The 25,972-nt window shown below is 71.6% G+C and carries 25 protein-coding genes, 1 tRNA gene and 1 pseudogene; 11 read left to right on the top strand and 16 right to left on the bottom strand.

Translation table 11 applies throughout. From position 1 onward, the window contains the following. Window positions 1-106 precede the first annotated feature (106 nt). Window positions 107-1,084 (top strand): diacylglycerol/lipid kinase family protein, encoded by a 978-nt coding sequence (locus ACWPXV_RS03280; protein ID WP_454083894.1) that lies wholly within the window; start codon window positions 107-109, stop codon window positions 1,082-1,084. A gap of 23 nt (window positions 1,085-1,107) precedes the next feature. Here the strand turns inward: ACWPXV_RS03280 and ACWPXV_RS03275 are convergent, their stop codons facing one another. From ACWPXV_RS03275 to ACWPXV_RS03265, 3 genes are read right to left on the bottom strand one after another with little or no spacing between them, the layout of a single operon-like run. Beyond that, the gene (locus tag ACWPXV_RS03275) at window positions 1,108-1,860 is read right to left on the bottom strand and encodes an ABC transporter permease (protein ID WP_454083877.1); all 753 of its coding nucleotides are present in this window, start codon (window positions 1,858-1,860) and stop codon (window positions 1,108-1,110) included. Continuing rightward, window positions 1,857-2,567: an ABC transporter ATP-binding protein gene (locus ACWPXV_RS03270; RefSeq protein WP_454083876.1), complete on the bottom strand. Its 711-nt coding sequence runs from the start codon at window positions 2,565-2,567 to the stop codon at window positions 1,857-1,859. Before ACWPXV_RS03270 ends, ACWPXV_RS03275 begins: the two co-directional genes overlap by 4 nt. Continuing rightward, entirely contained in the window at window positions 2,546-3,115 is a 570-nt protein-coding gene (locus tag ACWPXV_RS03265; protein WP_454083875.1) for a TetR/AcrR family transcriptional regulator, read from the bottom strand. The genes ACWPXV_RS03270 and ACWPXV_RS03265 overlap by 22 nt, the downstream gene beginning before the upstream one ends. A 121-nt stretch (window positions 3,116-3,236) precedes the next feature. On the opposite strand from ACWPXV_RS03265, the gene ACWPXV_RS03260 reads away from it, so the two are divergent. The 4 genes from ACWPXV_RS03260 (at window position 3,237) to ACWPXV_RS03245 (ending at window position 7,158) form a co-directional block, all read left to right on the top strand. Next, window positions 3,237-3,713 carry a transporter substrate-binding domain-containing protein gene (locus ACWPXV_RS03260; protein ID WP_454083874.1) on the top strand — a complete coding sequence of 159 codons (477 nt, stop codon included), beginning with the start codon at window positions 3,237-3,239 and terminating at the stop codon, window positions 3,711-3,713. Continuing rightward, entirely contained in the window at window positions 3,710-4,717 is a 1,008-nt protein-coding gene (locus ACWPXV_RS03255) for a cation transporter (protein WP_454083873.1), read from the top strand. The genes ACWPXV_RS03260 and ACWPXV_RS03255 overlap by 4 nt, the downstream gene beginning before the upstream one ends. Window positions 4,718-4,810: 93 nt before the next feature. Next, window positions 4,811-6,253, top strand: coding sequence for a purine-cytosine permease family protein (locus ACWPXV_RS03250; protein WP_251839606.1), 1,443 nt, complete (start codon window positions 4,811-4,813; stop codon window positions 6,251-6,253). Between the two features lie 23 nt (window positions 6,254-6,276). Then, window positions 6,277-7,158: a polysaccharide deacetylase family protein gene (locus tag ACWPXV_RS03245; protein ID WP_454083872.1), complete on the top strand. Its 882-nt coding sequence runs from the start codon at window positions 6,277-6,279 to the stop codon at window positions 7,156-7,158. Window positions 7,159-7,212: 54 nt separating this feature from the next. On the opposite strand, the gene ACWPXV_RS03240 is transcribed toward ACWPXV_RS03245, so the two are convergent. Together ACWPXV_RS03240 and ACWPXV_RS03235 are read right to left on the bottom strand one after the other, a co-directional pair. Then, window positions 7,213-8,847: a catalase gene (locus tag ACWPXV_RS03240; protein WP_454083871.1), complete on the bottom strand. Its 1,635-nt coding sequence runs from the start codon at window positions 8,845-8,847 to the stop codon at window positions 7,213-7,215. Window positions 8,848-9,044: 197 nt separating this feature from the next. Next, complete coding sequence (locus ACWPXV_RS03235; protein ID WP_454083870.1) at window positions 9,045-9,605, bottom strand: helix-turn-helix domain-containing protein; 561 nt, start codon at window positions 9,603-9,605, stop codon at window positions 9,045-9,047. Window positions 9,606-9,690: 85 nt separating this feature from the next. On the opposite strand from ACWPXV_RS03235, the gene ACWPXV_RS03230 reads away from it, so the two are divergent. Next, window positions 9,691-10,686: an NAD(P)/FAD-dependent oxidoreductase gene (locus ACWPXV_RS03230; RefSeq protein WP_454083869.1), complete on the top strand. Its 996-nt coding sequence runs from the start codon at window positions 9,691-9,693 to the stop codon at window positions 10,684-10,686. 34 nt (window positions 10,687-10,720) lie between these two features. Here the strand turns inward: ACWPXV_RS03230 and ACWPXV_RS03225 are convergent, their stop codons facing one another. The 4 genes from ACWPXV_RS03225 to ACWPXV_RS03210 all read right to left on the bottom strand — a co-directional run bounded on the left by ACWPXV_RS03225 (window position 10,721) and on the right by ACWPXV_RS03210 (window position 15,519). Then, entirely contained in the window at window positions 10,721-12,091 is a 1,371-nt protein-coding gene (locus tag ACWPXV_RS03225) for a reverse transcriptase domain-containing protein (protein WP_454083868.1), read from the bottom strand. Beyond that, window positions 12,078-12,698: an SLATT domain-containing protein gene (locus ACWPXV_RS03220; RefSeq protein WP_454083867.1), complete on the bottom strand. Its 621-nt coding sequence runs from the start codon at window positions 12,696-12,698 to the stop codon at window positions 12,078-12,080. The genes ACWPXV_RS03225 and ACWPXV_RS03220 overlap by 14 nt, the downstream gene beginning before the upstream one ends. Before the next feature lie 543 nt (window positions 12,699-13,241). After that, window positions 13,242-15,197, bottom strand: coding sequence for an MFS transporter (locus ACWPXV_RS03215; protein ID WP_454083866.1), 1,956 nt, complete (start codon window positions 15,195-15,197; stop codon window positions 13,242-13,244). A gap of 249 nt (window positions 15,198-15,446) precedes the next feature. Beyond that, window positions 15,447-15,519, bottom strand: a tRNA-Ala gene (locus ACWPXV_RS03210). 147 nt (window positions 15,520-15,666) lie between these two features. On the opposite strand from ACWPXV_RS03210, the gene ACWPXV_RS03205 reads away from it, so the two are divergent. Continuing rightward, the gene (locus ACWPXV_RS03205; protein WP_454083865.1) at window positions 15,667-16,890 is read left to right on the top strand and encodes an arginine deiminase; all 1,224 of its coding nucleotides are present in this window, start codon (window positions 15,667-15,669) and stop codon (window positions 16,888-16,890) included. A 127-nt stretch (window positions 16,891-17,017) separates the two neighbouring features. On the opposite strand, the gene ACWPXV_RS03200 is transcribed toward ACWPXV_RS03205, so the two are convergent. The 5 genes from ACWPXV_RS03200 to ACWPXV_RS03180 form a co-directional block, all read right to left on the bottom strand. Further along, entirely contained in the window at window positions 17,018-17,308 is a 291-nt protein-coding gene (locus ACWPXV_RS03200) for a hypothetical protein (protein ID WP_454083864.1), read from the bottom strand. A gap of 214 nt (window positions 17,309-17,522) precedes the next feature. Beyond that, entirely contained in the window at window positions 17,523-18,107 is a 585-nt protein-coding gene (locus tag ACWPXV_RS03195) for a hypothetical protein (RefSeq protein ID WP_454083863.1), read from the bottom strand. A gap of 79 nt (window positions 18,108-18,186) precedes the next feature. Then, window positions 18,187-18,798 carry a GNAT family N-acetyltransferase gene (locus ACWPXV_RS03190; protein ID WP_454083862.1) on the bottom strand — a complete coding sequence of 204 codons (612 nt, stop codon included), beginning with the start codon at window positions 18,796-18,798 and terminating at the stop codon, window positions 18,187-18,189. Then, window positions 18,798-20,012 carry a molybdopterin molybdotransferase MoeA gene (locus ACWPXV_RS03185; RefSeq protein WP_454083861.1) on the bottom strand — a complete coding sequence of 405 codons (1,215 nt, stop codon included), beginning with the start codon at window positions 20,010-20,012 and terminating at the stop codon, window positions 18,798-18,800. Before ACWPXV_RS03185 ends, ACWPXV_RS03190 begins: the two co-directional genes overlap by 1 nt. Then, on the bottom strand, window positions 20,009-20,971 hold the full coding sequence (locus ACWPXV_RS03180; RefSeq protein ID WP_454083860.1) for a UTP--glucose-1-phosphate uridylyltransferase: 963 nt from the start codon (window positions 20,969-20,971) through the stop codon (window positions 20,009-20,011). The genes ACWPXV_RS03185 and ACWPXV_RS03180 overlap by 4 nt, the downstream gene beginning before the upstream one ends. Window positions 20,972-21,058: 87 nt before the next feature. Between ACWPXV_RS03180 and ACWPXV_RS03175 the strand changes: the two genes are divergently transcribed. After that, window positions 21,059-21,703, top strand: a complete 645-nt coding sequence (locus ACWPXV_RS03175) for a 5-formyltetrahydrofolate cyclo-ligase (RefSeq protein ID WP_454083859.1) — start codon at window positions 21,059-21,061, stop codon at window positions 21,701-21,703. Between the two features lie 45 nt (window positions 21,704-21,748). Here the strand turns inward: ACWPXV_RS03175 and ACWPXV_RS03170 are convergent, their stop codons facing one another. Further along, window positions 21,749-24,352 (bottom strand): penicillin acylase family protein, encoded by a 2,604-nt coding sequence (locus ACWPXV_RS03170; protein WP_454083858.1) that lies wholly within the window; start codon window positions 24,350-24,352, stop codon window positions 21,749-21,751. Here ACWPXV_RS03170 and ACWPXV_RS03165 point away from each other — a divergent pair. The 3 genes and pseudogenes from ACWPXV_RS03165 to mscL form a co-directional block, all read left to right on the top strand. Further along, a pseudogene (locus ACWPXV_RS03165) lies at window positions 24,291-24,797 on the top strand (SAF domain-containing protein); the annotation flags it as partial. The gene ACWPXV_RS03170 and the pseudogene ACWPXV_RS03165 sit on opposite strands and share 62 nt — an antisense overlap. Before the next feature lie 32 nt (window positions 24,798-24,829). Then, window positions 24,830-25,156, top strand: coding sequence for a hypothetical protein (locus ACWPXV_RS03160; RefSeq protein ID WP_454083896.1), 327 nt, complete (start codon window positions 24,830-24,832; stop codon window positions 25,154-25,156). Window positions 25,157-25,314: 158 nt separating this feature from the next. Further along, window positions 25,315-25,716, top strand: a complete 402-nt coding sequence (gene mscL, locus ACWPXV_RS03155; protein ID WP_454083857.1) for a large conductance mechanosensitive channel protein MscL — start codon at window positions 25,315-25,317, stop codon at window positions 25,714-25,716. 2 nt (window positions 25,717-25,718) lie between these two features. Here the strand turns inward: mscL and ACWPXV_RS03150 are convergent, their stop codons facing one another. Next, a complete protein-coding gene (locus ACWPXV_RS03150) occupies window positions 25,719-25,955 on the bottom strand; it encodes a hypothetical protein (protein ID WP_454083856.1) in 237 nt (78 codons plus the stop codon). Between the last annotated feature and the right edge of the window lie 17 nt (window positions 25,956-25,972).

Here is a 25,972-nt window from a genome sequence, read left to right as displayed (position 1 = left end):
ACCCCAGGTCTCCCCTGCCCGTCAGGCACCGGCATCCGTCAACGCACATACTGACGACGTGACCCACACCCCCCAGGCTCAGCCGCTCGACCCGACGCGCACCCAGGTGCCGAGCGGCAGCGCTGAGCCCGCCGACCGGCAGCGTGTCGAGCGCGGCGGCCCGCTCCGGACGGCGGTCGTCGTCAACCCGGTCCGGGTGGAGAACCTCGACGAGCTGCGCACCACCATCGAGACGGCCCTCGCCGAGGCGGGCTGGCCGGCCCCGATGTGGCTGGAGACGACCCCGGAGGAGCCGGGCGCGGGACAGGCCCGCCAGGCGGTCGACGAGGGCGCGGACGTGGTCTTCGTCAGCGGCGGGGACGGGACCGTCCGCTCGTGCATCGAGGGCCTCGCCGGCACGGAGACCGCGCTCGCGGTGCTGCCGGCCGGCACCGGCAACCTGCTGGCGGCCAACCTCGGTCTTCCTGACGAGCCCACCGAGGGGGTCCGGCTCGCCGTCGACCGCGGCCGCCACCTCCTCGACCTGGGCGAGGTCGAGGGCCAGGCCTTCGCCGTCATGGCCGGCATGGGCTTCGACGCGAAGCTCCTCGACGACGCCTCGACCACGCTCAAGGCCCGCATCGGCTCACCCGCCTACGTCCTCTCCGCGCTCAAGCACCTGCGTGACCGTCCGATGCGCGTGGAGATCCGCGTCGACGACGACCCACCCCTCCGGCGGCGCGCCCGCACCGTCGTCATCGGCAACGTCGGCCGCCTGCAGGGCGGCGTCCGCCTCCTCGCCGACGCCGAGCCCGACAACGGTCAGCTCGACGTCGCCGTCCTCAGCCCCCGCCACCTCTCCGACTGGGTGGCTCTCGCCTGGGGCGTCCTGCGCCGGCGTGACCACGTGCGCCGGATGGAGGTGCTCCGGGGCTCACGCATCACGGTCACCAGCGACCGGGAGCAGCCCTGCGAGCTCGACGGCGACGTCATCGAACCGCGCCGTAGCCTCACGGCGACCGTGCGGCCCGGTGCGCTGTGGCTGTGCGTCTACCAGCCCGACCGCAGCCCGGACCTCGCGGAGGGCTCGCCGAAGGGGCCGTAGCGCGGCGCCCCAGGGCACCACGGCTAGCGGACCACCTGCATCCGCTGCCAGCTCGCGGCCGTCCAGCCGGCGAAGGCGAGCGCCACGGCGAGCGTGAGGCCGAGCTGGACGACGGTGACGGCGGCGCCCCCGCTCATCGCCCACAGCGCCGGCGCGGCGAGCGGGAGCCACCCCCCAGCACCTGCCAGCACGCCCACCTGGGTGACGACCACCAGGCCGATGGCACCACCGACGCCGGCCAGGAGGGAGCGGGTCACCGTCGCCACCCACGCCACCGGCGTGGCACTGGCACCGGCCAGCACCCCGAGGACCAGCTGACGCCCCAGCCCCGCCCATGTGTCGGCCGACGGCGCGCCGTAGCCGAGCGCCGATCCCAGCACGAGCAGCCCGACGGTGAGGGCGGCGTTGACGCCCACCAGCCAGACCGCGTACACGGCGAGCTTGCCGAGCGCGATGCGGCCACGCCCCACCGGCAGGGCGAAGAGGGCGACGACCGTGCCGTCGGTGAACTCGCGGCCGAACAGCCAGGCGAGGACGACCCCGCTGCCCAGCAGGCCACCGGCGGAGGTGATCTGGGCGGCCGACGCGAGCAGCCCCGCCCAGTTCAGGGTGGCGCCCACCCCCACCTTGGCCGTGAGCTCGGGGTTCCCGCTGGCCAGTGCCGCGGTGATCCCGCCGAGGAGGACGAGCGTTCCCACCACGAGGGCGAGGGTGGCGATGGTGCCGACCGGTGACCTGACGAGCTTGAGCGCCTCGCTGCGCACGGCCGCACTCATGCCTGCTCCTCCCGCTGTGCGTCGTCCGCGAGGACCTGGGCGAAGAAGAGCCGCTCGAGGTCGGGTGCCGCGGGGTCGAGCTCACCGATGAGGCGGCCGGCGTTGACGACGACGATGCGGTCGGCGATGCGTGCCACCTCGTCCAGGTGGTGGCTGCTGACGAGGACCGCTGCGCCGTCCCGCGCACGCCGCACGAGGTACTCACGCAGCACGATGACCGAGGCCGGGTCGAGGGCGTTGGTCGGCTCGTCGAGGACGACGAGCCGCGGGTCGTGCTGGAGCGCCGCGGCGAGCCCGACACGCTGCTTGTTCCCCAGGGACAGTCGGCGGTAGCGGCGGTCGGCGACCGGGCCGAGTCGCCACGCGTCGAGCGCCTCCGCCACGCGGGCCTGCTCGGTGCCCCGCAGCAGCCCCGCGACCCGCAGGTTCTCCCGGACGGTGAGCTCCGGGTAGGCGAGCGGGACCTCGACGAACGCACCGACGTGGCGCCACTGCGTCACGGGCATCGTCGCGAGCGGGTGGCCGAACAGCCGCACCGTGCCCTCCTCGGGCCGCAGCATCCCGAGCGCGAGCCGCATGAGCGTCGTCTTGCCCGCCCCGTTCATCCCGACCAGCGCGACGATCTGCCCCGCGGGGACGTCGAGTGTGACGCCCGCGAGTCCGCGGACGTCCCCGAACCGGCAGCTCACGTCGTCGAGCCGGAGCACGCCGATGCACCTCCGAGCACGTCGAGCGCGTCGTTGAGCGCCTGGTCGAGCCGGCGGTCGCCGCGGCCGGCCCACTCGAGCAGGGCCGCACTCAGGCCGGCGATCACGGCGGCAGCCACCACCCGGGCCGCGTCGCGCTCGACACCGCGGGAGACGAGGGAGTCGGCGATGACGGCGGCCGTCGCGGCGCTGTTGCGCTCGAGCGCCCCGTCCAGACTCTGCGCCTCGGCGACGATGCGCAGCCGCTGCCGTAACACGGGCACCACCTCCTCACTCAGGCCGGCCAACGTCTCCCGGACCGCCTCGACGACGGCCCGCATCGGAGCCTCGTCGGACGGCCGCGCCAGGACCGCCTCCCCGATGAGCGGGTCGAAGGGGTCGTCGAGGACGAGTGCGTCCTTGGTGGTGAAGTGACGGAACAGGCTCATCTCGCTCACCCCGGCCCGGCGGGCGATCTGGGTGACCGTCGTCGCGTCGTAGCCCTGCTTCGCGAACAGCTCCAGCGCCGCGTGCTGCAGGGCCGCGTGCGTGCGTCTCCATCGGCCCACGCCCCGATGTTAGTGACTAACACTAGGGCCGGCAAGGTTCGTGCTCGCGCGTGCAGGCAGCCATTCCGAGCCGGCCGACCCGCTCGGTTGCGACAGTGACGTTCTGGGGTTGACTGACAACGTGAGACGAACGATCGCGGAAGGCGCAGTGCTCGTGCTCGCCCTGGCTGGCTGCTCGGCGACCATCCCCAACGACCCGGACGGGACCCTGGACCGGGTGAGCGGCGGGGGCATCCTCAGGGTGGGCGTCTCGCCCAGCCCACCGTGGACCGACCTGCCGGACGGGCCCGACGGCGAGCCCGCGGGCACCGAGGTCGAACTGGTCGAGGAGTTCGCCCGCACGATCGACGCGGAGGTGCAGTGGGCGCCGGGCGGTGAGGAGGAGCTCATCGGCCAGCTCGAGCGCGGTGAGCTCGACCTCGTCATCGGCGGTCTCACCGCGAGGTCCCCGTGGGCGGAGAAGGCCGCCCTCACCTACCGGTACACCGAGACCACCGGTCCCGACGGCGCGAAGGAGCTCCACGTCATGGCGGCGCCGATGGGCGAGAACGCGTTCCTCGTCGAGCTCGAGGGCTTCCTCCTGGAGAAGGACCTGTGAGCATCTCGTTCGGGCACACCGAGCTCCCTGAGGAGCAGGAGGTCCACCTGCGCCGCGCGGTGCGGCTGGCGTGGCTGACCATCGCCTTCCTCGTCACCGCGGTCACCGCCGTCTACCTCGCCATGGGCAGCTCGCAGGCGATGAAGGCGGCGTGGGCGGAGGACCTGCTGTCCTTCATCCCGCCGATCGCCTTCCTCCTCGCCGTGCACCGCACGCGCAAGCGCCCCACGCCTGAGCACCCCTACGGCTACCACCGGGCGGTCGGCATCGGGCACCTCGTCGCGGCGACCGCGCTGCTCGCCATGGGCGCCTTCCTCGTCTTCGACTCCGCCTCGGGGCTCGTCAAGGCCGAGCACCCGCCGGTCGGGCTCATCGAGATCGGCGGGCAGGTCGTGTGGTCGGGGTGGCTGATGATCGCTGTCCTCGTCTACACGGGCATCCCGCCGGTGCTGCTGGGCCGGGCCAAGATGCCGCTGGCGCAGAGCCTGCACGACCGCGTCCTGTACGCCGACGCCGACATGAACAAGGCCGACTGGATGACGGCGGCCGGCGCGATCGTGGGCATCATCGGCATCGGGCTGGGACTGTGGTGGGCCGACGCCGTCGCCGCCCTCTTCATCTCCGGCAGCATCCTCCACGACGGCGTGAGCAACATGCGCGTGGCGATCAGCGCGCTCATGGACGCGCGGGCGGAGACCTACGACGGCCACGACCCGCACCCGCTCGTGGGGCGGATCGACGAGCGTCTCCAGGAGGTGCCCTGGGTGGCGACGGCGCGCTCCCGCGTCCGCGACCAGGGCCACGTCTTCCACGTCGAGTCCTTCGTCGTCCCCGTCGAGGGGCACACGCCGACGCTCGAGGAGCTCACCGACGCACGCCGGGCCGTCGTCGAGCTCGACTGGAAGATCGACGACCTCGTCCTCGTCCCGGTCCCCGAGCTGCCGGAACAGCTGCTGCCGTCCGTGGCTGCGGAGCGCGGCGAGTCCGACCACCACGACCGCTGACGGCGGACGACGGGCACACCTGTCGCTCTGCAGGGAGTATTCTCCGCGATTGCCACGTAGTGACGTGGTCTTTGCTTAACTTTGGAGGATGCGTTGAGTAAGTCAGCTGTGGCGCCCGAGGATCTCGGGTACGACCACGAGGAGTACATGCTCGAGCCGGTGCCGCCGACCGCCCGTCGTGGCACCTTCGGTCTCGCGATGATCTGGGTCGGTTTCGGTTTCGTCGTCACCGGCCTCGTCGTCGGTGGCCAGCTCGCCGGACAGGGCGGCGCCCCGGGCATGCCCTTCGGCCTCGCGATGTCGACCATCGCGACCGGTGAGCTCATCCTCTTCGCCCTCACCGTGCTGCTCGGCATCCCGGCGATGCGCACCGGCTTCAACCTCGCCCTGCTGTCCCGCTTCTCCTACGGGAGCAAGGGCTTCGCGGTCCCGATGGTCGTCATGGCCCTGCTCACCCTCGGCTGGTTCGCCTCGATCCTCGGCATGATCGCCGACATCTGGGGCGGTCTGCTCGGCAACCCGAGCGGGATCACCGTCATCGACCCGGCGTCGTGGGGCCGTCCCGACGTCGCCCCGGTCAGCCTCGAGGTCGTCCTCAGCTGCCTCGCCTTCGGCGCGCTGTTCACCTGGACCGCCTACCGGGGCATCGCCGCGATCGAGAAGGTCGCGATCCCCGTCGCTCCCTTCGTGCTCGTCGTCTCCCTCGGCGTCGGCGCCGGGATGCTCGCGGACAACGGCGGGTGGGGCGCGATGGTCGAGTCCGCCTCGTCCCAGTCCGGGCTCGGCTTCGGCTCCGGCGTGACGATCGTCATCGGCGCGTGGATCGCCGGTGCGATCATGGGCGCCGACATCATGCGCTACGCGAAGAACGCCGGTGCGGTGCTCATCGGCGCCGGGGCCTGCTTCATCCTCACCAACCCGGTCCTCAACGTCGTCGGGTACATCGGCGCCGTGTCGACCGGCGACTCCAACTTCGTCAACTGGATGTACGACCGCGGGATCCTCCTCGCCATCATCGGCGTCCTCGTGTGGACCACCTCGCTGTGGACGACGAACAACTCCGAGCTGTACTCCAACTCCCTGTACACCGGCCCGGCGCTCAACGCCTTCGGCGTGCGGGTCAAGCGGACGAAGATCGTCCTCGTCGTCGGCGTCCTCGGCACGGTGCTCGGCGCGCTCGCCTTCTACCAGCTGTTCTTCGTCGACTTCATCACCGTGCTCGGCGCCGCCTTCGTCCCGCTCGTCGGACCGATCCTCGCCGACTACTACCTGCTGCGCCGCAACGAGTTCACCGCCGAGTCCTACCGCCGCCAGCCCGCGCTGCGCTGGCCCGGCGTCATCTCCTTCCTCGCCGGCGCGACGCTCGGTCTCCTCTTCCAGTACGCGTGGCCGCTGCCCTTCGGCTTCTCCTCGGGCATCGCGGCGCTCATCATCACCGTGGTCCTCCACATCGTGCTCCACTACGCGCTCCGCGGCCGGACCTCCGGCCCCGTGGAGGACGTGACGGGCGAGCCCGTGAGCACCCCCGCACGCTGACGGACGACAGGAAGGACTCACTCATGGCCAAGGACATCAAGGTCTGCATCGGCGTCCACGTCGACGCGGTGGCCGGCTGGCTCGGCTCCTACGGCGGCCAGGACTCACCCAACGACATCCAGCGCGGCATGTTCGCCGGGGAGGTCGGCGTGCCGCGTCTGCGGCGCATGCTCGAGCAGCGCGGGCTGCCCGCCACGTGGTTCGTGCCCGGGCACTCGATCGAGACCTTCCCACGGGAGATCGCGGACGTCGCGGCTGCCGGGTTCGAGATCGGCTGCCACGGCTACAGCCACGAGAACCCGGTCGCGATGACCGCGCAGCAGGAGGCCGACGTCCTCGGGCGGTCCGTCGAGCTCGTCAAGGACCTCACCGGCAGCGCGCCGCGGGGCTACGTGGCGCCGTGGTGGGAGATGAGCGAGCGCACGGCTCAGCTCCTGCTCGACAACGGGTTCTCGTACGACAACTCCCAGAGCTACGACGACTTCAGCCCGTACTACGCCCGGGTCGGTGACTCCTGGACGCACGTCGACTACTCCCAGGACGCCGCCGAGTGGATGAAGCCGCTCGTCAGGGGGCGTGAGGTCGACCTCGTGGAGATCTCCGCGAACTGGTACGTCGACGACCTGCCGCCGATGATGTTCGTCAAGGCGAGCGCGAACTCCCACGGGTTCGTCGCCCCGCAGGTCATCGAGCAGCTGTGGAAGGACCAGTTCGACTGGGTCTACCGCGAGATGGACTACGGGGTCTTCCCCTTCACGATCCACCCTGACGTCTCCGGACGGCCGCAGGTGCTGCTCATGCTCGAGCGCATCTTCGACTACATCTCCGGCCACGACGGCGTGGAGTGGCTGACCTTCGACGAGGTCGCCACCGACTTCCGTCGTCGGGTGCCGTTCTCCGGCTGACCACGCCTGACAGCAGCAGGGCCCGCGCTCCTCGGAGCGCGGGCCCTGCTGCGTCTACGCCTCGGTCGGCAGCCCGCGGGCGTTGGGAACGGTGTGCGTCATCTGCAGGCCGGCGACGTCACGCGGTCCGTTGCTGCCGAGGTTGCGGGCCCGCTCGAGCTCCTCCTCCGTCAGGCGCTGGTGAGGCAGCGGCTGGAGGTGACGGACGTCGTCGGCGGTGATGCCCAGCCCCTCGCCCACGCGGCGGCCGAGCTCGTCGTGGCACAAGAAGAGGTGCCAGACCATGCGCTCCTGGACGCCGCGGGAGGCCTGGCCGATGTTGTCGACGAAGTTCTTGACGAGGTCGTCCTGCTCCCACTCCTCCATGAGCTGGAAACGCTGACCGGGCTGCTCGTAGTCGTTCGTGCGCTCCAGCTGGGCGCGGGTGAGGCGGCCGCGCAGCTCGGGACCGACCTCCTCCTCGCGTGCGTGGATGGTGGACTCGCGCAGCCCGCCGTCGTGGGAGGGCTCGTAGTTGATGTGCGGGTTGCCCGTGGGGTCCTGGTAGAAGGCCATCTGCCCGTCACGCTGGTTGGTGCGCACCGGGGCCTTCGGGGAGTTGACCGGGAGCTGGAGGTAGTTCGGACCCACGCGATAGCGCTGGGTGTCGGAGTAGGAGAAGGTCCGGCCCACGAGCATCTTGTCGTCGGAGAACTCCAGGCCGTCCACGAGCACGCCGGTGCCGAAGGCGATCTGCTCGTTCTGGGTGTGGTGGTCGGTGACGTTCTCGTCGAGCACCATCGTGCCGACCTTCCGCGGCGGGAACTCGTTCTCGGGCCACACCTTGGTGTCGTCGAGCGGGTCGAAGCCCAGCTCGGGGTGCTCGTCGTCAGACATGATCTGCACGAGCAGGTCCCACCTGGGGTAGTCACCGCGGTCGATGGCCTCGTGCAGGTCGAGGGACGCGTGCCCGGTGTCGTGGGCCTGGATGGCCGCCGCGTCCTCCTCGGTGAGGGAGCGGACGTCCTGGTGGGGCATCCAGTGGTACTTGACGAGGACGCTCTCCCCGTCGGCGTTGACCCACCGGTAGGTGTTGACCCCGAAGCCCTGCTGGTGGCGGTAGGTGGCCGGGATCCCCCGCGGGGAGAAGAGGTTGACGAGCATGTGCATCGACTCGGGCGTCTGCGACATGAAGTCGAAGATGCGGGCCGGGTCCTGGCGGAAGGTCACGGGGTCGGGCTTGAGGGCGTGGATGACGTCGGGGAACTTGATGGCGTCACGGATGAAGAAGACCCCGAGGTTGTTGCCGACGAGGTCCCAGTTGCCGTCCTCGGTGTAGAACTTGATCGCGAAGCCGCGCGGGTCGCGAGACGTCTCGGAGGAGTCCCGCCCGCCGATGACGGTGGAGAAGCGGATCGCGAGCGGCGTCCGCTTGCCGGCCTCCTGGAACAGCTTGGCACGGGTGTACCTCGAGATCGGCTCGTCGCCCCACTGGCCGGTGGCCTCGAAGTAGCCGAAGGCGACCTTGCCCCGGGCGTGCACCACGCGCTCGGGGATCCGCTCCCGGTCGAAGTGGGAGATCTTCTCGAGGAACTGGTAGTTCTCCAGGGTCGCCGGGCCGCGCGAGCCGACCGTGCGGGTCTGCTGGTTGTTGGCCACGGGGTGGCCCTGGCGGGTGGTGAGCTCGTCGCGCTGCTCGTCGTCGGTCATCGCTGATCCCTCTCCGGGGCTCGAGCACCGCCGCGCGGGGTCGCGGGTCGACGTCCCGTTCCCCACGGTCCGACTCGCTGCCCCCTGGCTGTACGGACGTGAGGCTCCAGGCTGGCACGCCCGCCGCGGCCCCGCCCGTCGGCCGGGACCCGCTGCCACGGGCTGAGACGCGCCGGGGCGCACCGCTCGCGCGGCCCTCAGTCGCCGGCGGCCTGCTGGTGGTCCCGGCGGGCGTCGCGGTCGAAGATCGCGAGGATGTCGACCGGTCCCCGCTCGGCCCCGATCGCGTGCGGGAGCATCGTGGGGAACTCGGCGGCCTGGTCTTCCTCCAGCCGGTAGCGGCGCTCCCCGAGCAGGAGGAGGGCGGTCCCGGACAGGACGACGAGCCACTCCTGGCCGGCGTGGGCACGCACGCGGGCCGGGTCGGGCGGCACGGTGAGCCGCTGGCGCACGATGCTCAACCCCGGCTGTGCCCGTACCGGCCACCGTCGCCAGCCGTGTGGGTCGACGACGGGGCTGACGACGACGTCCTCGACGTCGCTCGCGACGAGCTGGTCGAGGGTCGTGTCCAGCGCCCGGGCCAGGGCGACGAGCTGGTCCAGCGCGAGACGGCGCTGGCCGTTCTCGATACGGGACAGCGTCGACGCGCTGAGGGTGGCGCGCCGGGCGAGCTCGTCGAGGGACCAGCCGTGCGCGAGCCGTAGCGCGCGGACGCGCTTGCGCACGAGGCCCTCCAGAGCACCAATGTCTTGCGTCATACGCACGATGCTATGCCAGGCGCGCAAGCCATGCCTAGCGTGGGAGCACCCGCCCCTCCCTGGGCCCGACACCGAGGAGAACCCCATGTCTGCCGACACCCTGCCCAGCCGCACCGTCGACGCCGTCGTCATCGGCGGCGGAGCCGCCGGGCTGAACGGCGCGCTCATGCTCGCCCGCTCCCGCCGCTCCGTCGTCGTCATCGACGGCGGGACGCCCCGCAACGCTCCCGCCGAGGCCGTCCACGGGCTGCTCGCCCTGGACGGGACGCCGCCCGCCGAGCTCTACCGCCGCGGCCGCGAGGAGGTCCGCGGGTACGGGGGCACCGTCGTCACCGGGACGGTCGCGGCAGCCACCCCCGCGCAGCCGTCCCCCGACGGCGACCCGCGCTTCACCGTCACGCTCACCGACGGCCACGACCTCACCGCACGCCGCCTCCTCGTGGCGACCGGGGCACGCGACGTGCTCCCCGACGTCCCCGGCCTGGCGGACCACTGGGGACGCGGCGTCGTCCACTGCCCCTACTGCCACGGCTGGGAGGTGCGCGACCAGCCGATCGGGATCCTCGCCGTCGGGCCCGCCTCGATGCACCAGGCGCTGCTCTTCCGCCAGCTCACCGACAACCTCGTCTACCTCACCCGCGGCACCGAGCTCGACGGCGACGGGCGGGCCCGGCTCGAGGCGCTGGACGTGCGGGTCGTCGAGGAGCCGGTCACCGAGGTCGTCGCCGACACCGACGGCGCCATCGCGGGGGTCCTCCTCGCCGGCGGCGGCATGGTGGACCGTCGCGTCCTCGCGGTGGGGACCTCGCTCCAGCCCCGCCTGGACGGGCTGGAGGCGCTCGGCCTGCCCGTGGAGGAGCTGCCTGGCGCCATGGGCCGGCGCGTCGTGTCAGGCATGGCGGGCACGACCGAGGTGCCGGGCGTGTGGGTGGCCGGCAACGTCACCGAGCCGATGGCGCAGGTCGGGACCTCGGCCGCGGCGGGCGCGATGGCCGGGGCGCACATCAACGCCCACCTCGTGATGGCGGACGCCGATGCGGCCGTCGCGGCACGTGCGCACGCAACGACTCGGCTCCTATGACAATTGACAGTTACCGCGAACACACGTCCACTCATCACGACACACCGCCAACGTCGCGCTCGAGTTCCCTGATGGCTCGGCTCACCGTCCTGTAGAACGCGTCCTTGACATCCTGATCCGTCGCAAACGTATCCACGGACCCCATAGCCCGGAGTTCGTTTTCCATCTGCCTCGTGTCAAAGAGGTCAAAATTCGGCACATATGTGCTGCTGCGCGAACGCGGGTGACGCACCGCCCAGTATGCGCGCATGAACGACTTCGGGGCGGGAACCACGGGCGCCCCATATCGTGCGCTGAGCCTAGCCACAGTCCTGTCCAGCCGCTTCAGAACTGTCAAGTCATCCAGCTGCCGGAAGTACTGGAGCCAGCCACTAGCCACTCCTTTAAACACGCAGCCGGTGACGACCAGGTTTCGCCGCCACTGAAGGCGGCGCGCAACCAACTCAGGGTCCCCACCCTCATTGAGAGCGCGCCGATACTCGCTGTATATGCTCGCCAAGTGAGACTCAACCCGGAGGACACTCGAAGGTCTTACACTCAAACCCTCCGGGCCAAACACATAGCCTAGGTAATGAAACCCGTTCGAGATGGAGCCGGTTTCCGACTTTCCTCCACGGACAACAGGATGCGCTTCGAGCTTGAGCCCAGCTAGCACACTACGACAGGCCTCATCGACCACTTGGGCATCGTTCGCCGAGCAGAGCACCAAAATGTCATCCACGAACCTGTAGTATGAGATTCCAGGAAATTGCGACATCCTGACATCGAGCGACCTCATATAAATCTCTGCAAGTGGGTTTGAGATCGACAGCCCCTGCGGTATGCCGTTGCAAACTAGTCCCCGCGGCCTCGGGGCCAAGTCTGGAGATGTCGGCGTCGCAACAGCTCGACGGAGAACTCGAAGTATCTCAACCTTCTTTATTCTTTCCCCCAAACTCGCAAGCAACATATCGTGATCAATCGACGGGTAAAAGTCTCTAATGTCGATTCTCACGAACGTGCTGTAAGAATGCCCCGCAAGGGCATCCCTCACGCGTGCCACTTCCGTTTGCGGCAAACTACCGACACAGTCAGGGTAGGCGCAGCTCAGCAGTTCAGAAAGCGCACGCAGCGTCAGCCTGTCCCGCACAGTAGGAATGGAGATCTCGCGGGGAGGCTTACCAGCCCCCTTGAGAATCAACTGCTGCCGGTATGGAGTAAACCGATAAGTGCCGGCTCGGCATCGCGTTGAAATAAGGCGAGTCTCATCGTCCAGCAAGTTTGCAAATCCGGATGGTGAGATTCCATCGCGCCCCCTCACAGTCCCCGCGGCCACTCTCTCCACGAAGATGCCCCTGAGGTGCTTCAAGGTGGTGACCTGGCGGTATATCTCCGACGGAGACCGCCGTGCGCTATGCGGAACCATCGATCACCCAGACTGTGAACTGCCAGAGAAGCCATCCGGGGAGCACGAGCGTGAGATATGGCAGGAAAGTACCTACCGCACTAAGTAGTCGCGATGGCGACCAAACCTTCGTTGCCGCATGCAAATCTGCAGTCGTGTGATTCTCCGAGCGGCGCACAAGATCGCTATAGCGCTCATAAAGCTCGCTATAGGCTGCGGACGTCGGCCCGCGGTCGGAGGCGTGCGTCGCCTCTAGCCGCGATGAGACATCCTGAATCTCTTTGTAGTTGGCCTCCATTCGTGCAGCACGCCCAGGATAGTCCAACGATGCGACGACGAGTGATGCAGCGAGGCTCAATACCGCACAGGCGGCTAGGAGCACTGGGCCGGATGGTCCATACATTTGCTCATCCACCAGGAGTCCTACGGCCGCTACTGTCGTGGCTACGGAGAGGGAAATGAGTGCTGCATTCCAAGCTGAATTGCGCGCCTGCATACGCTCGTACGCGCGGAGTCGGCTTTTGTAGGTGGTGAAGGAGCGTTCCTCAAGGGCTTGCAAAAGCACAGGTGTAGTCTTGGGTTCGCGGGGCTGGGCCACTAGTCTCCCTATACTGGAGCTGCACAACATCAAGCAATCACCTCCGCCGCCTTCCGCGAAAGCGTCACCACAGGTGAAGGCATAAGCCTGCTTATCAGTCCTGCCCGCGCTTTGGGAGGCGCAAGCAAGTGGCCCAGCCGGGACAGATCCTACCGGTCGACGGGTCGCGAAATCAGCAGATCGTCCTCAAGTTCTCCTAGACGTCGGCTGGGCCTACACCGGCTTGTTCGCTTCAGTAGCGCAACTCCGGCAGCCGGCTGACGTAGCTAGGGAAACTCTTTGCGGGCTCGCTGGATCGTGTGTACGGCTGTTCCAGCGGACTAGTGGACGTACGGAGCACCGGCTCCGCTGGTGCGGGGTGGCGGATGCTGGTGCCACATGCACCACATCTCGCCTGGGCGGCGCGATGCCGCCGCAGGTACGCACATCAAACGCCTGACTCATGACGGATGACGGCGACGCGTGCACGCGACGCGCACACCGTTCTGGCACTGAAGGTCATGCAGCGACGAAGTGGGGGGCACCGGTCGGTGCCCCCCACTTCGCTGTACACGAACCGCTGTGCATTAGTGCTCAGGCGAGCTGCGGCTCGCGCTCGCCGACAAGGGTGCCCTCGCCCTGCTCCTCGCGGGAGGCGAGGTAGGACGAGATCGCCAGGCGGTTGACCGCGGAGCGGCTGACGATGCCGACGACCTCCCCGTGCTCGCCGCGCACGACCGGCACCTTCTTGAGGTGCTTGTCGGACAGGACGGCGACGGCGTCGGCGACCGAGGCGGTCTCGTCCACCGTGACGACGTCCGGCGTGGCCAGGCGCATGACAGGCAGGGACACGAGATCCGCGAGGGCGTCCTCGAGGTCGGCGGACTCACCGGTCGCGAAGGAGTAGATGGTCGTCGAGCTCGGGTGCTCGGCCGAGAGGTAGCGCATGACGTCGCCGTCGGAGAGGAACCCGGCCAGCGAGCCGTCGGTGTGTAGCACCGGCGCGCCGGAGATGCCGCGCTCGGTGAACATCTGCAGGGCCTCGAGCACGTTCTGCTCGGTGCTCAGCGCGTAGACGTCGGTCTTCATGAGGTCGACGACGGTGCGCGCCTGGCCGGTGGTCTCCTCCGAAGCCCGGAGCGTGCGGGCGGCACGCGCTGCCCTTCCTGCGGCGAGGGCGAGGACGATGCCCAGGACCGAGACGAGGGCGACCAGGCCGGCGGCCCCGCGGAAGCCCACGACCGAGGCGTCGAGAAGCTCCGTACCGCCCTCGACGCCGCGCGTCGTCAGCGCGTTGAACACACCGATGGCGAGGGAGGTGCCCAGGCAGCCGGCGACCTGGAAGCTCGTGGCGACCACGGTGACGCCGTGGGGGCTGCTCTCGCGGTCGAGGCTGGACAGCGCGAAGGTCTGCGACGGTCCGATGACCAGCGCGGTCGCGAGCACGGCCGGCACGTACAGCGCGGCGAAGAGCAGCACCGAGTCCTGGCCGGCGGCCACGCCCACCAGCGAGGCGAAGACGGCCATGATCGCGAAGCCGGCAGGGATCATCAGGCGCCCGCCGTGGCGGTCGAACAGCCGCCCCACGATCGGGCCGAGGACGACGGTCAGGAGGATGCCGGGAGCCAGCGCGAGGGAGGCGCCCAGCGGGTCCTGCCCCCTGACCGACTGGAGGAAGATCGGGATGACCACGTTCATGGCGAACACGAAGAACAGGCCGAGCATCGTCATCGAGACGCCGAGGACGAAAGGCGTGCTGCGGAAGGGCCGCAGGTCGAGCAGCGGGTGCTCGACCCGGTTCTGACGCACGACGAACGCCACGAGCGCGAGGACACCGATGACCGCGGCGACCCCGGCCGTGAGTGCGGAGCCGCTGAACGCGGTGGAGATGCCATAGAGGAGGCCGACGAGGCCGACGGCGACGAGCACGAAGGACAGCACGTCGAGCACGGGGCGGCCGAGCTCGGCGACGTTGCGCAGCAGCACCGCGCCGGCGAGCAGCACGAGGAGGGACAGCGCCCCGAAGACCCACAGGAGGGCGGTCCACGGGACAGCGGAGAGCAGGGCGCCGGAGACGACGATCGCCAGCGACGGACCGAGCGTCGTCATCGCCGCCATGATGCCCATGGCCAGGCCGAGCTTCTCGCGCGGGGCCACGGCCAGGGTGATGTTCATGCCGATCGGCGTGAGGAGACCGGTCCCCGCCGCCTGCAGCAGACGGCCGGTGAGCAGGACACCGAAGCTCGGCGCGAGGGCGCCGACCACGGAGCCCACCACGAGGAGCGCCACGGCAGCGACGAAGAGCCCCCGGGTCGGGAAGCGGTGGTACAGGACGTTGGCGACGGGAACGAAGACGGCGGCGACCAGGAGGTAGCCCGTGGCCAGCCACTGCACGACGGAGACGTCCACCCCGAAGTCGAGCATGATCGGGGTGAGGGCGACGTTGAGGAAGGTCTCGTTGAAGGTCGCGAGGAAGGCCGCCGCGGCGGCGACGGCGATCATGCCGATGGCGGCGCGCGAGGTGCCCTGCTGGGCGCGAGGGGAGGACAAGAAGGTGCTCCTGACGGTGATGACGGGACACGCGGTCGACCGTGCCGTGTCAGAGGTCCCCGGAGGGCACCTCTCGTGTCGTGTCATCGATGCGTCGTTGCGGCTCGTGAGCCAGTGACGAGAGTACGGGACGAAGGTCCGTCGGCGCCTGGGGCCGGGAGCGAGGTCCTCGTCACCATCGCCCTGCCACCCGGCAACGCAGAAGGCCGCCGACCCGCACTCTCGTGCGGTTCAGCGGCCTTCACCGGGTGGAGCTAGGGGGATTCGAACCCCCGACCTTCTCATTGCGAACGAGACGCGCTACCAACTGCGCCATAGCCCCATGCTCTGCGAGCACCGCCAACTTTAGCACCGCCGTCGGGAGGGAGTGAACCCGGCCCGGTGTTGACGTGGGTCACAGGTCGGCGGGCCGGGTGACACCCCTCGCAGTACGTTGAGGGGCGTCCCTGACCCCGACGACGAGGATGCCATGACCTACCACGTGGACTCCGAGGTCGGACGCCTGCACGAGGTGATCCTCCACCGGCCCGGGACCGAGATGCGCCGCCTCACGCCGCAGAACCGGGAGGAGCTGCTCTTCGACGACATCCTCTGGGTGGAGCGCGCCGAGGAGGAGCACGACGCCTTCGCCCGGGCGCTGCGCGACCAGGGCGTGTCGGTCCGCTACTTCACCGACCTGCTCCGCGAGACCCTCGCCGTCCCGGCGGCCCGGTCCCTCATCGTCGAGCAGACCTTCGGGCCCGCGCTCCTCGGCACCGCGGGCGTCGCGCCCGTCCTCGACATGGTCAACACCCTCGACGACGGCGAGCTCACCACCCTCCTCGTCGGCGGCCTCACCAAGCGCGAGCTCCTCGAGCGGATCGAGGAGCCGCGGTCGGTCGCGCTGCACGTCCTCGGCGACGACGAGTTCGTCGTCCCTCCGCTGCCCAACCACCTCTACGCGCGCGACGCGTCCGCGTGGGTGTACGACGGCGTGGGCGTGAGCAACATGCGCAAGCGCTCGCGGCTGCGCGAGTCCCTGCACTACCAGGCGATCTACCGCTTCCACCCGGATTTCGCCGGCGTGGGCTTCCACCTGTGGAGCGGTGCGGGCGGCCGCACCGCCATCAACGTCGAGGGCGGGGACGTCCTCGTCCTGGGTCGCGGCGCGGTGCTCGTCGGGATGAGCGAGCGGACCACGCCGCAGGGGGTGGAGCGGGTCGCCCAGCGGCTCTTCGAGACGGGGTCGGCGACCCAGGTGGTCGCGCTGGCGCTGCCGCACGAGCGGGCCTTCATGCACCTGGACACCGTGATGACGATGGTCGACGACCACACCTTCACCGAGTACGCCGGGCTCGGTGCGCTGCCCTCCTACCGGATCACCCCCGGGGACGCCGACGGCGAGCTCGTCATCACCGACCACCCGCCCGAGGACATGCACGCCTCGATCGCCCAGGCCCTGGGCGTGGACTCCCTGCGCATCCTCACCCCGGCACAGGACTTCCTCAGCGCCGAGCGTGAGCAGTGGGACGACGCGTGCAACGTGCTGGCGCTGGCGCCGGGCGTCGTCGTCGCCTACGAGCGCAACACGACGACCAACGCCTACCTGCGCTCCCACGGCGTGGAGGTCATCGAGGTGCCGGGCTCCGAGCTGGGCCGCGGCCGCGGTGGGCCCAGGTGCATGAGCTGCCCGACCATCCGCGACGGCATCTGACCTCGTCCCCGGCCACCTCTGGGACGCACCTCCGGTACTCCCGGGGTGACCGGAGGTGCTCCCAGGCGACGGGAGGTGCGTCCCAGGCGGAGGCGGGCGCGGGGTGCGGCGGGGGTGGAGCGGCGGGTCAGGCGCCGACGGCGCGGCGGCGGGCGAGGACGGAGTCGAGGTCCAGGCCGCGCGCCGGCATCGCCTCGGCGGCGGGGGCGGCCTCGGGCTCCGGGTCGGCGACGGGCGCGTAGGGCGAGCCGGCCAGGCCGGAGACGACGACGGGCTCGGCGGGCGCCGCGGGCTCGGCAGGGGCCTGCGCGACCTCCGGCTCGGGCGCCTCGTACGGGGCGATGTCCATGCGCGGGGCGGAGGCCTTGAGCGTGTACGTGGGGACCGGCACCTGGACCGGGGTCCAGCTGCGCGTCACGGGCTGCTCTGCCTGCGCGACTACGTCGGCCGTCTCGCCGCCGGCGACGACGACGGCGTGGGCCGCCGTCTCGTCGGTCGCGGACGACGTCGCGGCCGGCCCGGTCGCCTCGATGGTGGCCGCGCCCTCGGCGGCCTCGGCAGTGGCCGCGCCCTCGGCGGCCTCGGCAGTGACTGCCGGCTCGGTGGTGACGGCGGGATCGACGGTGGCCTCGTCACGCGCGGTGGACGCGCCACCGGTGGCGGGCGCGGACGTGCGTGCCGCCGTCGTCGTCGGACGGGCGGAGGGGCGAGGCGCGTGCGGGGGCGGGGCGCGGGGCGAGGCGGGCCATGGCGGCGCGGTCGGCGGCGTTGCGCCGGGCGGCGACCTTCGCGGCGCGGCGGCCGAGGACGAGGACGCCGGCGAGCAGGACCGTGGGCACCACACCGAGCACGACCGGGAGGCTGCCCAGGCCGAAGCCGAGCCAGCCGCCGACGCTCGCGAGGAGCAGCACGACGGTGAGCACGAGCCGGCGCTTGGCGGCGGCCTTGCGTCGGCTGATCTCGGCGGCGCGCGCCGCGCGCAGCTGCGCCAGTCGCCGCGCCTCGGCGGCGGCCCGCTCGCTGGGGGTGGTGGGCCTGTTCACGGCGGGTGCCTCCGTTCGTCGTCGTGGATCGTGGAGGTACGGCCTGCTCTCCAGCGTGCCGTGGTGCTCCCCGGGCGACGACCGCCTCGCCGTCGCCCCGGTGGTCACCACGCGCAGCGTGCCGGAGAAGCGGTCCTCCACCCGTGCCTCCGCCAGCTGGTGACGGCTCTGCACGAGGTGAGGGACCAGGTACCCGAACAGGATGAGGGCTAGTCCGACGACTACCCACCCCTGAACATCCACAGGCACGAAACTATCCGGGCGGCGCACCACCGTCGGGATCGTCGGCGGCGTGTCTCCCGCGGGTGCGGGTCCACCTCTCCAGCAGCCCCTCCGGCACGTCCTCCGCGACGAGCGCGAAGGTGCGGTGGTCGCGCCAGTCGCCGTCGATGTGGAGGTAGCGCTCACGCAGCCCCTCGTCACGGAAGCCGAGCTTCTCCACCACCCGCAGGCTGGCCGTGTTCTCGGGCCGGATGTTGATCTCGATGCGGTGCAGCCGCAGCACGGTGAAGCAGTAGTCCACGGCGATCGCGACCGCGGTGGGGGTGATCCCGCGCCCGGCGACGTCCTGGCTCACCCAGTAGCCGATGGAGGCCCCCCGCAGCGCCCCGAGGATGATCGAGGACACCGACAGCTGGCCGACGAGCTCGCCGTCGGCCTCGATGACGAAGGTGAGGGCCTCCCCGCGCCTGCCCTGACGGCGGCTCTGGGCGACGTAGTCCCGGAAGCCCACGGGCGGTGCCGGCACCGGGCTGGTCGCCTCCCACGGGCGCAGCCACTCGTGGTTCAGCCGGCGCACGCGCTCCCACGTGGAGCGGTCCCCGTACCGCAGGAGACGCAGGCGGACGCCCTCGTGCTCGAGCATCAGGCGTCCAGCAGCAGGCAGGAGAGCGCGGTGCCCTCGGTGACATCGGTGAGGCCCTCGGGCACGACGGCCAGCGCGTTGGCGCGAGCCAGGGCGCTGAGGAGCAGCATGCTCGGGGAGCCGACGGGCGTGGCGCGGTAGCCCTCGCGCGGCGAGCCAGCGAGCGTGACGCGGACGAACTCGCGCCGTCCGGACGGGGAGTACCAGGCGGTGGTCGCCGTCGCCGTCACCGTGGGGCGGTAGAGCTCGGTGTAGCCGGCCATCGACAGGACGGCGGGGCGCAGGAAGACCTCGTAGGCGACCTGCGCGGCCACGGGGTCGCCCGGCAACGCGAAGATCGGGGTGCCGTCGCCGATGTGCCCCAGCCCGAGCTGGCGTCCGGGCCACATGGCGACGTTGTCGAAGCGCACCGTCCCGAGCGGGGCGAGCACCTCCTTGACGGTGTCGTTGGAGCCGTGGCTGAGCCCGCCCGTCGTGACGACGAGGTCGGCGCGCACGAGCTGGTCCTCGAGGGTCTCGCGCAGCGGTCCGCGCTGGTCCGGGACGGCGGCCACCCGGTAGGTGGCGGCGCCAGCGTCCTGCAGCGCGGCGGCCAGCGCGTGCCCGTTCGCGTCGTACACCTGCCCGGCGGCGGCCGACTGGCCCGGCTCGACGAGCTCGTCACCGACGGAGATGACGACGACGCGCGGTCGCGGGTGCACCGTCACCCGGCCGCGGCCGACGGCGGACAGGAGCGCGACCTGCCGGGCCCCCACCCGCTCCCCCGCGGGCAGGACGACCTCACCGGCGCGGACGTCCTGGGCACGCCGGTTGACGTTCTCGCCGGCGGCCGCGGCCGTGCGGACCTCGACCTTCGCGGCGCCGCGGTCGGTCTGCTCGACCGGCACGACGGCGTCGGCCTCGACCGGCAGCGGCGCACCCGAGGCGATGCGCACGCAGGCACCGGCGGGCAGGCGGGTGCGCTCGACGCTGCCCGCACGGATCTCGTCGAGCACCCGCAGGGTCACCGGCGACGACGGCGCAGCAGCGGCGACGTCCCCGGCTCGCAGGGCGTAGCCGTCCAGGGACGCGACGTCCGCGAGGGGCAGGTCGCGCGGCGCGAGGACGTCCTCGGCGAGCACGCACCCGACGGCGTCGGCGAGGACCACCTCGAGCGGCGGCTGTGGGCCGACCGCCGCGAGGCAGGCCGCGAGGTGCTCCTGGACGCTCCTCACCGGGGGTGGCTCGCGGCGGGGTCGGAGCTGAGCTCGACGTGCCGGCCCGCGACGAACTGCTCGAGCCAGGCGGAGAAGTCCGGGCCGAGGTCCTCGCGGTCGACGGCGAGCTGGACGACGGCCTTGAGGTAGTCGAGCTTGTCCCCGGTGTCGTAGCGGCGGCCGCGGAAGACGACGCCGTGGACGCCGCCGCCCTCGCTCGCGGGCATCCGGGCGAGGGTCTGCAGGGCGTCGGTCAGCTGGATCTCGTTGCCGCGGCCCGGCTCGGTCCGCTCGAGGACGTCGAAGACCGCCGGGGACAGGACGTAGCGGCCGATGACGGCGAGGTTCGAGGGCGCCTCCTCGACGGGGGGCTTCTCGACGAGCTCGGTGACGGTGACGACGTCGCCGTCGGGGATACCGGCGAGGGAGACGGGCTCGACGGCAGCGGCGCCGTAGAGGTTGATCTGGGAGGGCTCGACCTCGAGCAGTGCGATGACGGAGCCGCCCAGGCGCTGCTGGACGTCGATCATCGTCGGCAGGATCGGGTCGCGGGCGTCGATGAGGTCGTCACCGAGGAGCACGGCGAAGGGCTCGTCGCCCACGTGCTCGCGGCCGCACAGGACGGCGTGGCCCAGGCCCTTGGGGGTGCCCTGGCGCACGGCGTGGATGTCGGCGAGCGCCGTGGGCCGGCGGACCTCGGCGAGCCGGTCCGCGTCGCCCTTGGCCTCCAGGGCCGCCTCCAGCTCGACGTTGCGGTCGAAGTGGTCCTCGATCGCGGACTTGCCCCGGGCGGTGACGAGCAGGACGTCCTCGATGCCCGCGGCGGCCACCTCCTCCACGACGTACTGGATCGCCGGCCGGTCCACGACCGGCAGCATCTCCTTGGCCACGGCCTTGGTGGCGGGCACGAATCGGGTGCCGAGCCCGGCAACCGGGACGACGGCCTTACGAACCGGGGTGACGCTCTGCTCTGTCATGCCCGAAGGCTACCGAGCGCCGGCGAGGTCCGCCGGAGGGAGGCGCGGCACCGCCACACGGCAGGCCGGTCGTGGAACACTATCCACATGTCGACGGCGATCCGCTTCCCCGAAACGACCGGACTGGAGCTGGAGGACGCCAAGAGCGCCCTGCGAGAGACCGTGCGCTCGTCCCGCGCCGCCCGCTCCCAGCGGCAGCGCGAGGAGGCCGCCGCGAGCTTGGCGGAGCACGGCGTGCAGGCGGTGGGCGACGCCCGCTGCGTCGCCGCCTACGTCTCGGCGCCCACCGAGCCGGACACGAGCATGCTCATCGACGCCCTCCACGAGCGTGGGGTGCGCCTCCTCCTGCCGGTGCTCGGCCCGGGTCTGGCCCGCTGCTGGGGCGAGTACACGAGCCGCGAGGAGCTCGCCCAGCGGGCACCCGGCCGGCCCCTCGAGCCGGCCGGTGAGGTCTTCCCGCCGGAGGCGCTCGCCGAGGCGGAGGTCGTCATCGCCCCGGCGCTCGCGGTCGACGCGAGCGGGATCCGCCTCGGGCAGGGCGGAGGCTGGTACGACCGTGCGCTGCTCCACCGCGCGCCCGACGCCCCGGTGCTCGCGATGGTCCACGAGGCCGAGCTCATCACCGGCGCCCAGCTGCCGCGGGCTGCCCACGACATCCCGGTGGACGCCGTGATCACCGAGGAGCGCTGGTTCCTCATCGGCGGCTCCACCTTCACCCACCGCCCCTCCTGACCCGGCGCGAGGCCTCACCCGTCACCCGGGCGGACCCCCGGCCGGTCAGCCGGGGTGGCGCAGCGTGCGGGTGCTCGTCGCCGCGTCCTCGACGGCTGCTGGGCTGAAGGGCCAGGGGAAGGTCTCCCCCGCGGCCCACGCGCCGAGTTGGTCGTCGTAGTGGTCGTCGGCCGGGTGGCCGGAGACGCCGGTGAAGTTCACCCACAGGGACCGGTCGAAGTCACCGAGGTCCACCGCCATCCGCATCGACGGGACGCTCGTGACGCCGTAGTCCCGCCGGCCCTCGACCTCCGCGCTCGCGTCCCAGCCGGTGGCGTTGACGATGCTCGAGCCACCGCCCACCCCCACGGGCCGGGGGTTGGCGAACCACGAGACCGCCGCCGGCACGCCGTCACCGAGGACGGGGTGCTGGGGGGCGGCGACGTGGAGCTGGGACCACCGCCAGTCCCCGGGGTCCTTGCCGAGCGTCTGGGTGAGCTCGTTGCGCGCGGCGACGAGCGCCTGCAGGAGGATCTCGTCGCGGCTCTCGACGAGGTTGATGGTGCGCCGGTCGTCCCACCACGCGCTCGTCGGGTCCTCGAGGAGACGGTCGACGACGACGAGCCAGCGGCTGCCACCGTCCGGCGCGAGTGTGGCGGGCAGGTCGTCGGCGAAGGTGAGGTCCAGGAGGTTGGCCCACACCGCCGCGAAGTAGGCGGCCGCGGCGGAGTCGCCGTCCTGCTGGTAGTCCTCCTCCTCCCACTCGGCGAGGAGGTCGACGGCCTCACGGACGAAGCCGTCGGTCACCGTGACGTTGAGCAGGGCGGGGACGAGAGCCTCCGCGTACGGGTTGGCCTCGTCGTTCATCAGCTCGTTCGCCATGGCCGGGTCGACGTTGACGCCTCGCTCGATGGTGGTGGTGAGGCGCTCGCGCAGCCGCTGGGAGCGGAAGCCGTAGTCCCAGTCCCCGGTGAGGAAGGGACCCTGGCCGGCGGGCAGCACGGCCTGGTTGGCCGCGACGATGAAGCCCTCCTCGGGGTTGAGGACGCTCGGCATGTCCGCGGCGGGCACGTAGCCCGCCCAGTCGTAGCGCCCGTCCCAGCCGGGGCGGGGCCAGCTGCCGTCGGAGGGGACCGGGCCGTCGGGGACGTCCTGGCGCACCGGGATACGGCCGGGGGCCTGGTAGCCGATGTCGCCGTCGGTCGTGGCGAAGACGATGTTCTGCGCCGGCACCTCGAAGAGCGCGGCCGCCGCGGCGACGTCCTCGGCGGTCGCGGCGCGGTTGAGCGCGAAGATCGCGTCGCCGGTGCGGCCCGGGGTCAGCGCCGTCCACGACATCGCGACGGCGTAGCCGCCGAAGCCGGGTGACGGCGAGCCGTCAGGCACCGGGGAGCTGTTTGCGGCGGCGGTCTCGGGCAGGACCCCGGAGACGATCGGCCCGTGCGCCGTTGACGCGACGGTGAGGGAGTCGTCGGTACCACCGTTGACGGCGATGGTCTCGGTACGCCGGGTGAGCGGGACGCGCTCCCCGCCGCGGAGGTAGGTGCCGTCGTCGTACACGCGCTCGAGGAAGAAGTCGACGACGTCGGCGCCGAGGTTCGTCAGGCCCCACGCGAGGTCTGCGTTGTGCCCGATGATGACGCCGGGCATGCCGGCGAAGTCGAAGCCGCCGACGTCGAAGGTGCACAGGGTGGTGAGCTCGCGGCAGTGCAGGCCGACCTGGTGCCAGACGCCCGGGGCGCTGATCCCCAGGTGCGGGTCGTTGGCGAGGATCGGCTGGCCCCCGACCGTGTGCTCGCCGGACACGACGAAGGAGTTCGAGCCGATGCCGTCCCCGTCACCGAGGAGGCGCGGGGTGGCCTGGACGGCGGCGTAGGCGCTCTCGATGGCGTCGACCGCGCCGGCGGGTGCGGGCCACGAGGCGTCCTCGACCGTCGCCTCTGGCTCGGTCGCGTCCGGCGGCGGGATGATCGGGAGGTTCTGCGTCTCCGGGTAGGCGGGGTAGAGCTGCGCGACCCGGGCGACGTCGCCCCCGAGAGCGCGGACGGCGGTGGCGCGGCCCAGCTCCTGGTCGTTGTTCGCGGCCAGGTCCCAGGCCATCGCCTTGAGCCAGGCGAGGGAGTCGATCGGGGTCCACGGGGCGACCTCGCCGAGCTCGGTGACGATGCCGAGCACGGTGTACTCGACGCCGAGCTGGCTCGCCTCACGCGAGTCGAGGTAGGCGTTGACACCCTCGGCGTAGGCCTCGAACAGCGCGCGGCTCTCCTCGCTGAGGAGGTCCCACTCCTGCTCGGCGACACGGCGCCAGCCCAGGGTGCGGATGACCCGGTCCGCGGCCAGTGCGCTCTCGTTCTCACCGACGAGCTCGGAGACGCGGCCGGCGGTGACGTGGCGCCGGTAGTCCATCTCGAAGAAGCGGTCCTGGGCGTGGACGTAGCCCTGGGCGCGCATGAGGTCGGTGTCGGTGTCCGCGTAGATCTGCGGCACTCCCCGCTCGTCGCGCACGACCTCGACCTCCGAGGAGAGGATCCGCAGGGTGGTCTCACCCCCGTAGTCGGGCAGCGGTCGGCGCACCAGGACGGCCGCGAGCGCCACGCCGGCGACGAGGATGACGACGAGGACGGCCGCGACGATGATCGCCAGACGCTGCAGAAGGTGGGAGCCACGCACCTGCCGAGGGTATCCGGAACCTCCGACGACGGCGGTCCGTCCGCGCCGGGGGCTCCTCCCCCGTCACCGGTGGGGCGTCTCTCGTCCACAGCCGGCGCCCACGCGACCCGGGCCGGTCCCCGCCCGGTCCTACCGTCGCCCCATGCGCTCCCCGCCGGTGCCCCCGTCACGCCGCCGCCGGGTACGCGTGCGTCGCCTGCTGTGGCGCTGGCGGCACGCCCTGCTGGCGGTGGGCCTCGTGTCCGCGGTCGGCGTGGTGGTGCAGGAGGTGCGCCCCCCGGCGCCCGCGACGGTGGCCGTCGGCGTGCTGGCGCGGGACGTGCCGGCGGGCACGCCGCTGGCCGAGGGCGACGTCCGCACGGCGCGGCTGCCACGGGAGGTGGCTGCGTCCCGGATGCTGCGCGTCCCGGCGGAGGCGGTCGGGCACCGCCTGGCGGTGGGGCTGCCGGCCGGTTCCCGCTGGCGGCGGAGGTCCTCGTGGGTCCGGGGCTGGCGGCGGGCACCGCCCCGGGCGAGGTCGTCGTGCCCGTGCGGCTCGCGGACGCCGCGGTGGCCCGGACGCTGCGGCCCGGGGACCGGGTGGACCTCCTCGCGGCGACGGCGGACGCGGCGGCCAGCGAGGGCGGGGCGCAGGTGGTGGCCGCGGGCGCACTCGTCGTGGCCCTCGAGGAGGACGGCGGCGGGGGCCTCCTCGGCGGGGAGGCGCCGACGTCGCTCGTCTTCGTGGCCGTCCCGCGCGGGGCCGCTCCGGACGTCGTGGGGGCGAGCGCATGGGCGCCGCTGCGCGTGGTCCTCCCGGGGTAGGGGCCCGGTCGGGGCTCTCGAGGCGTCGCCGTCAGGCGCCGACCGCGACCGCCTCGGGTGCGGCCGCCTGCAGTCCCGACGTTGAGCGCTCACCGCCTGCCACCACCGGCTAGGGTGCGGTGCAGCCGGGAGAGCCCCGGGCTGGGAGGAGCAAGACCGTGCTCAAGGGATTTCGGGACTTCATCACCCGCGGGAACGTCATCGAGCTGGCGGTCGCGGTCGTCATCGGCTCGGCGTTCACCACGATCGTCAACACCGTCGTCACGAGCATCATCACTCCGGTGGTCAACTCGCTCGGCGGCACGCAGGTTGAGGGCTTCGGCTTCCCGATCATCGCCGGCCGGGAGGACACCTTTGTCGACCTCGCCGCGATCATCAACGCCGTCATCGTCTTCCTCATCACGGCGGCGGTCGTCTACTTCATCTTCGTCCTGCCGATGAACACCTTCCAGGAGCGGCGCAAGCGCGGGGAGGAGCCCGAGCCCCAGGCGCCAGCCGAGGACATCCTCCTGCTCCAGGAGATCCGCGACCTCCTCAAGGCGCAGAGCGGGCGCCCGTAGCGCTACTGCCAATGGGGCGGCTTGTCACGCAGGTAGCGGGCGTCGTCGCAGCCCTCGGGAAGCTCGCCCCAGGCCGCGTCGGTGTCCTCGGCCGCCCGGCTGGGAAGCACCGGCTGCGCCGCGGGGCGCCGCGGGGCGGCGGGCCGCGCGTCCGGCTGTCGCGCTGCGGGCCGGGGCGCCGGCTCGGTCGGTACGAGCGTGCCCTCCTCGCTCGCCCCCAGCCTCGTGGGTGGGGCCACCACCCGGCGGTGCGAGC

This window comes from Georgenia sp. Marseille-Q6866 (assembly GCF_965111665.1).
This window is presented reverse-complemented; position numbering and strand designations above follow the sequence as displayed.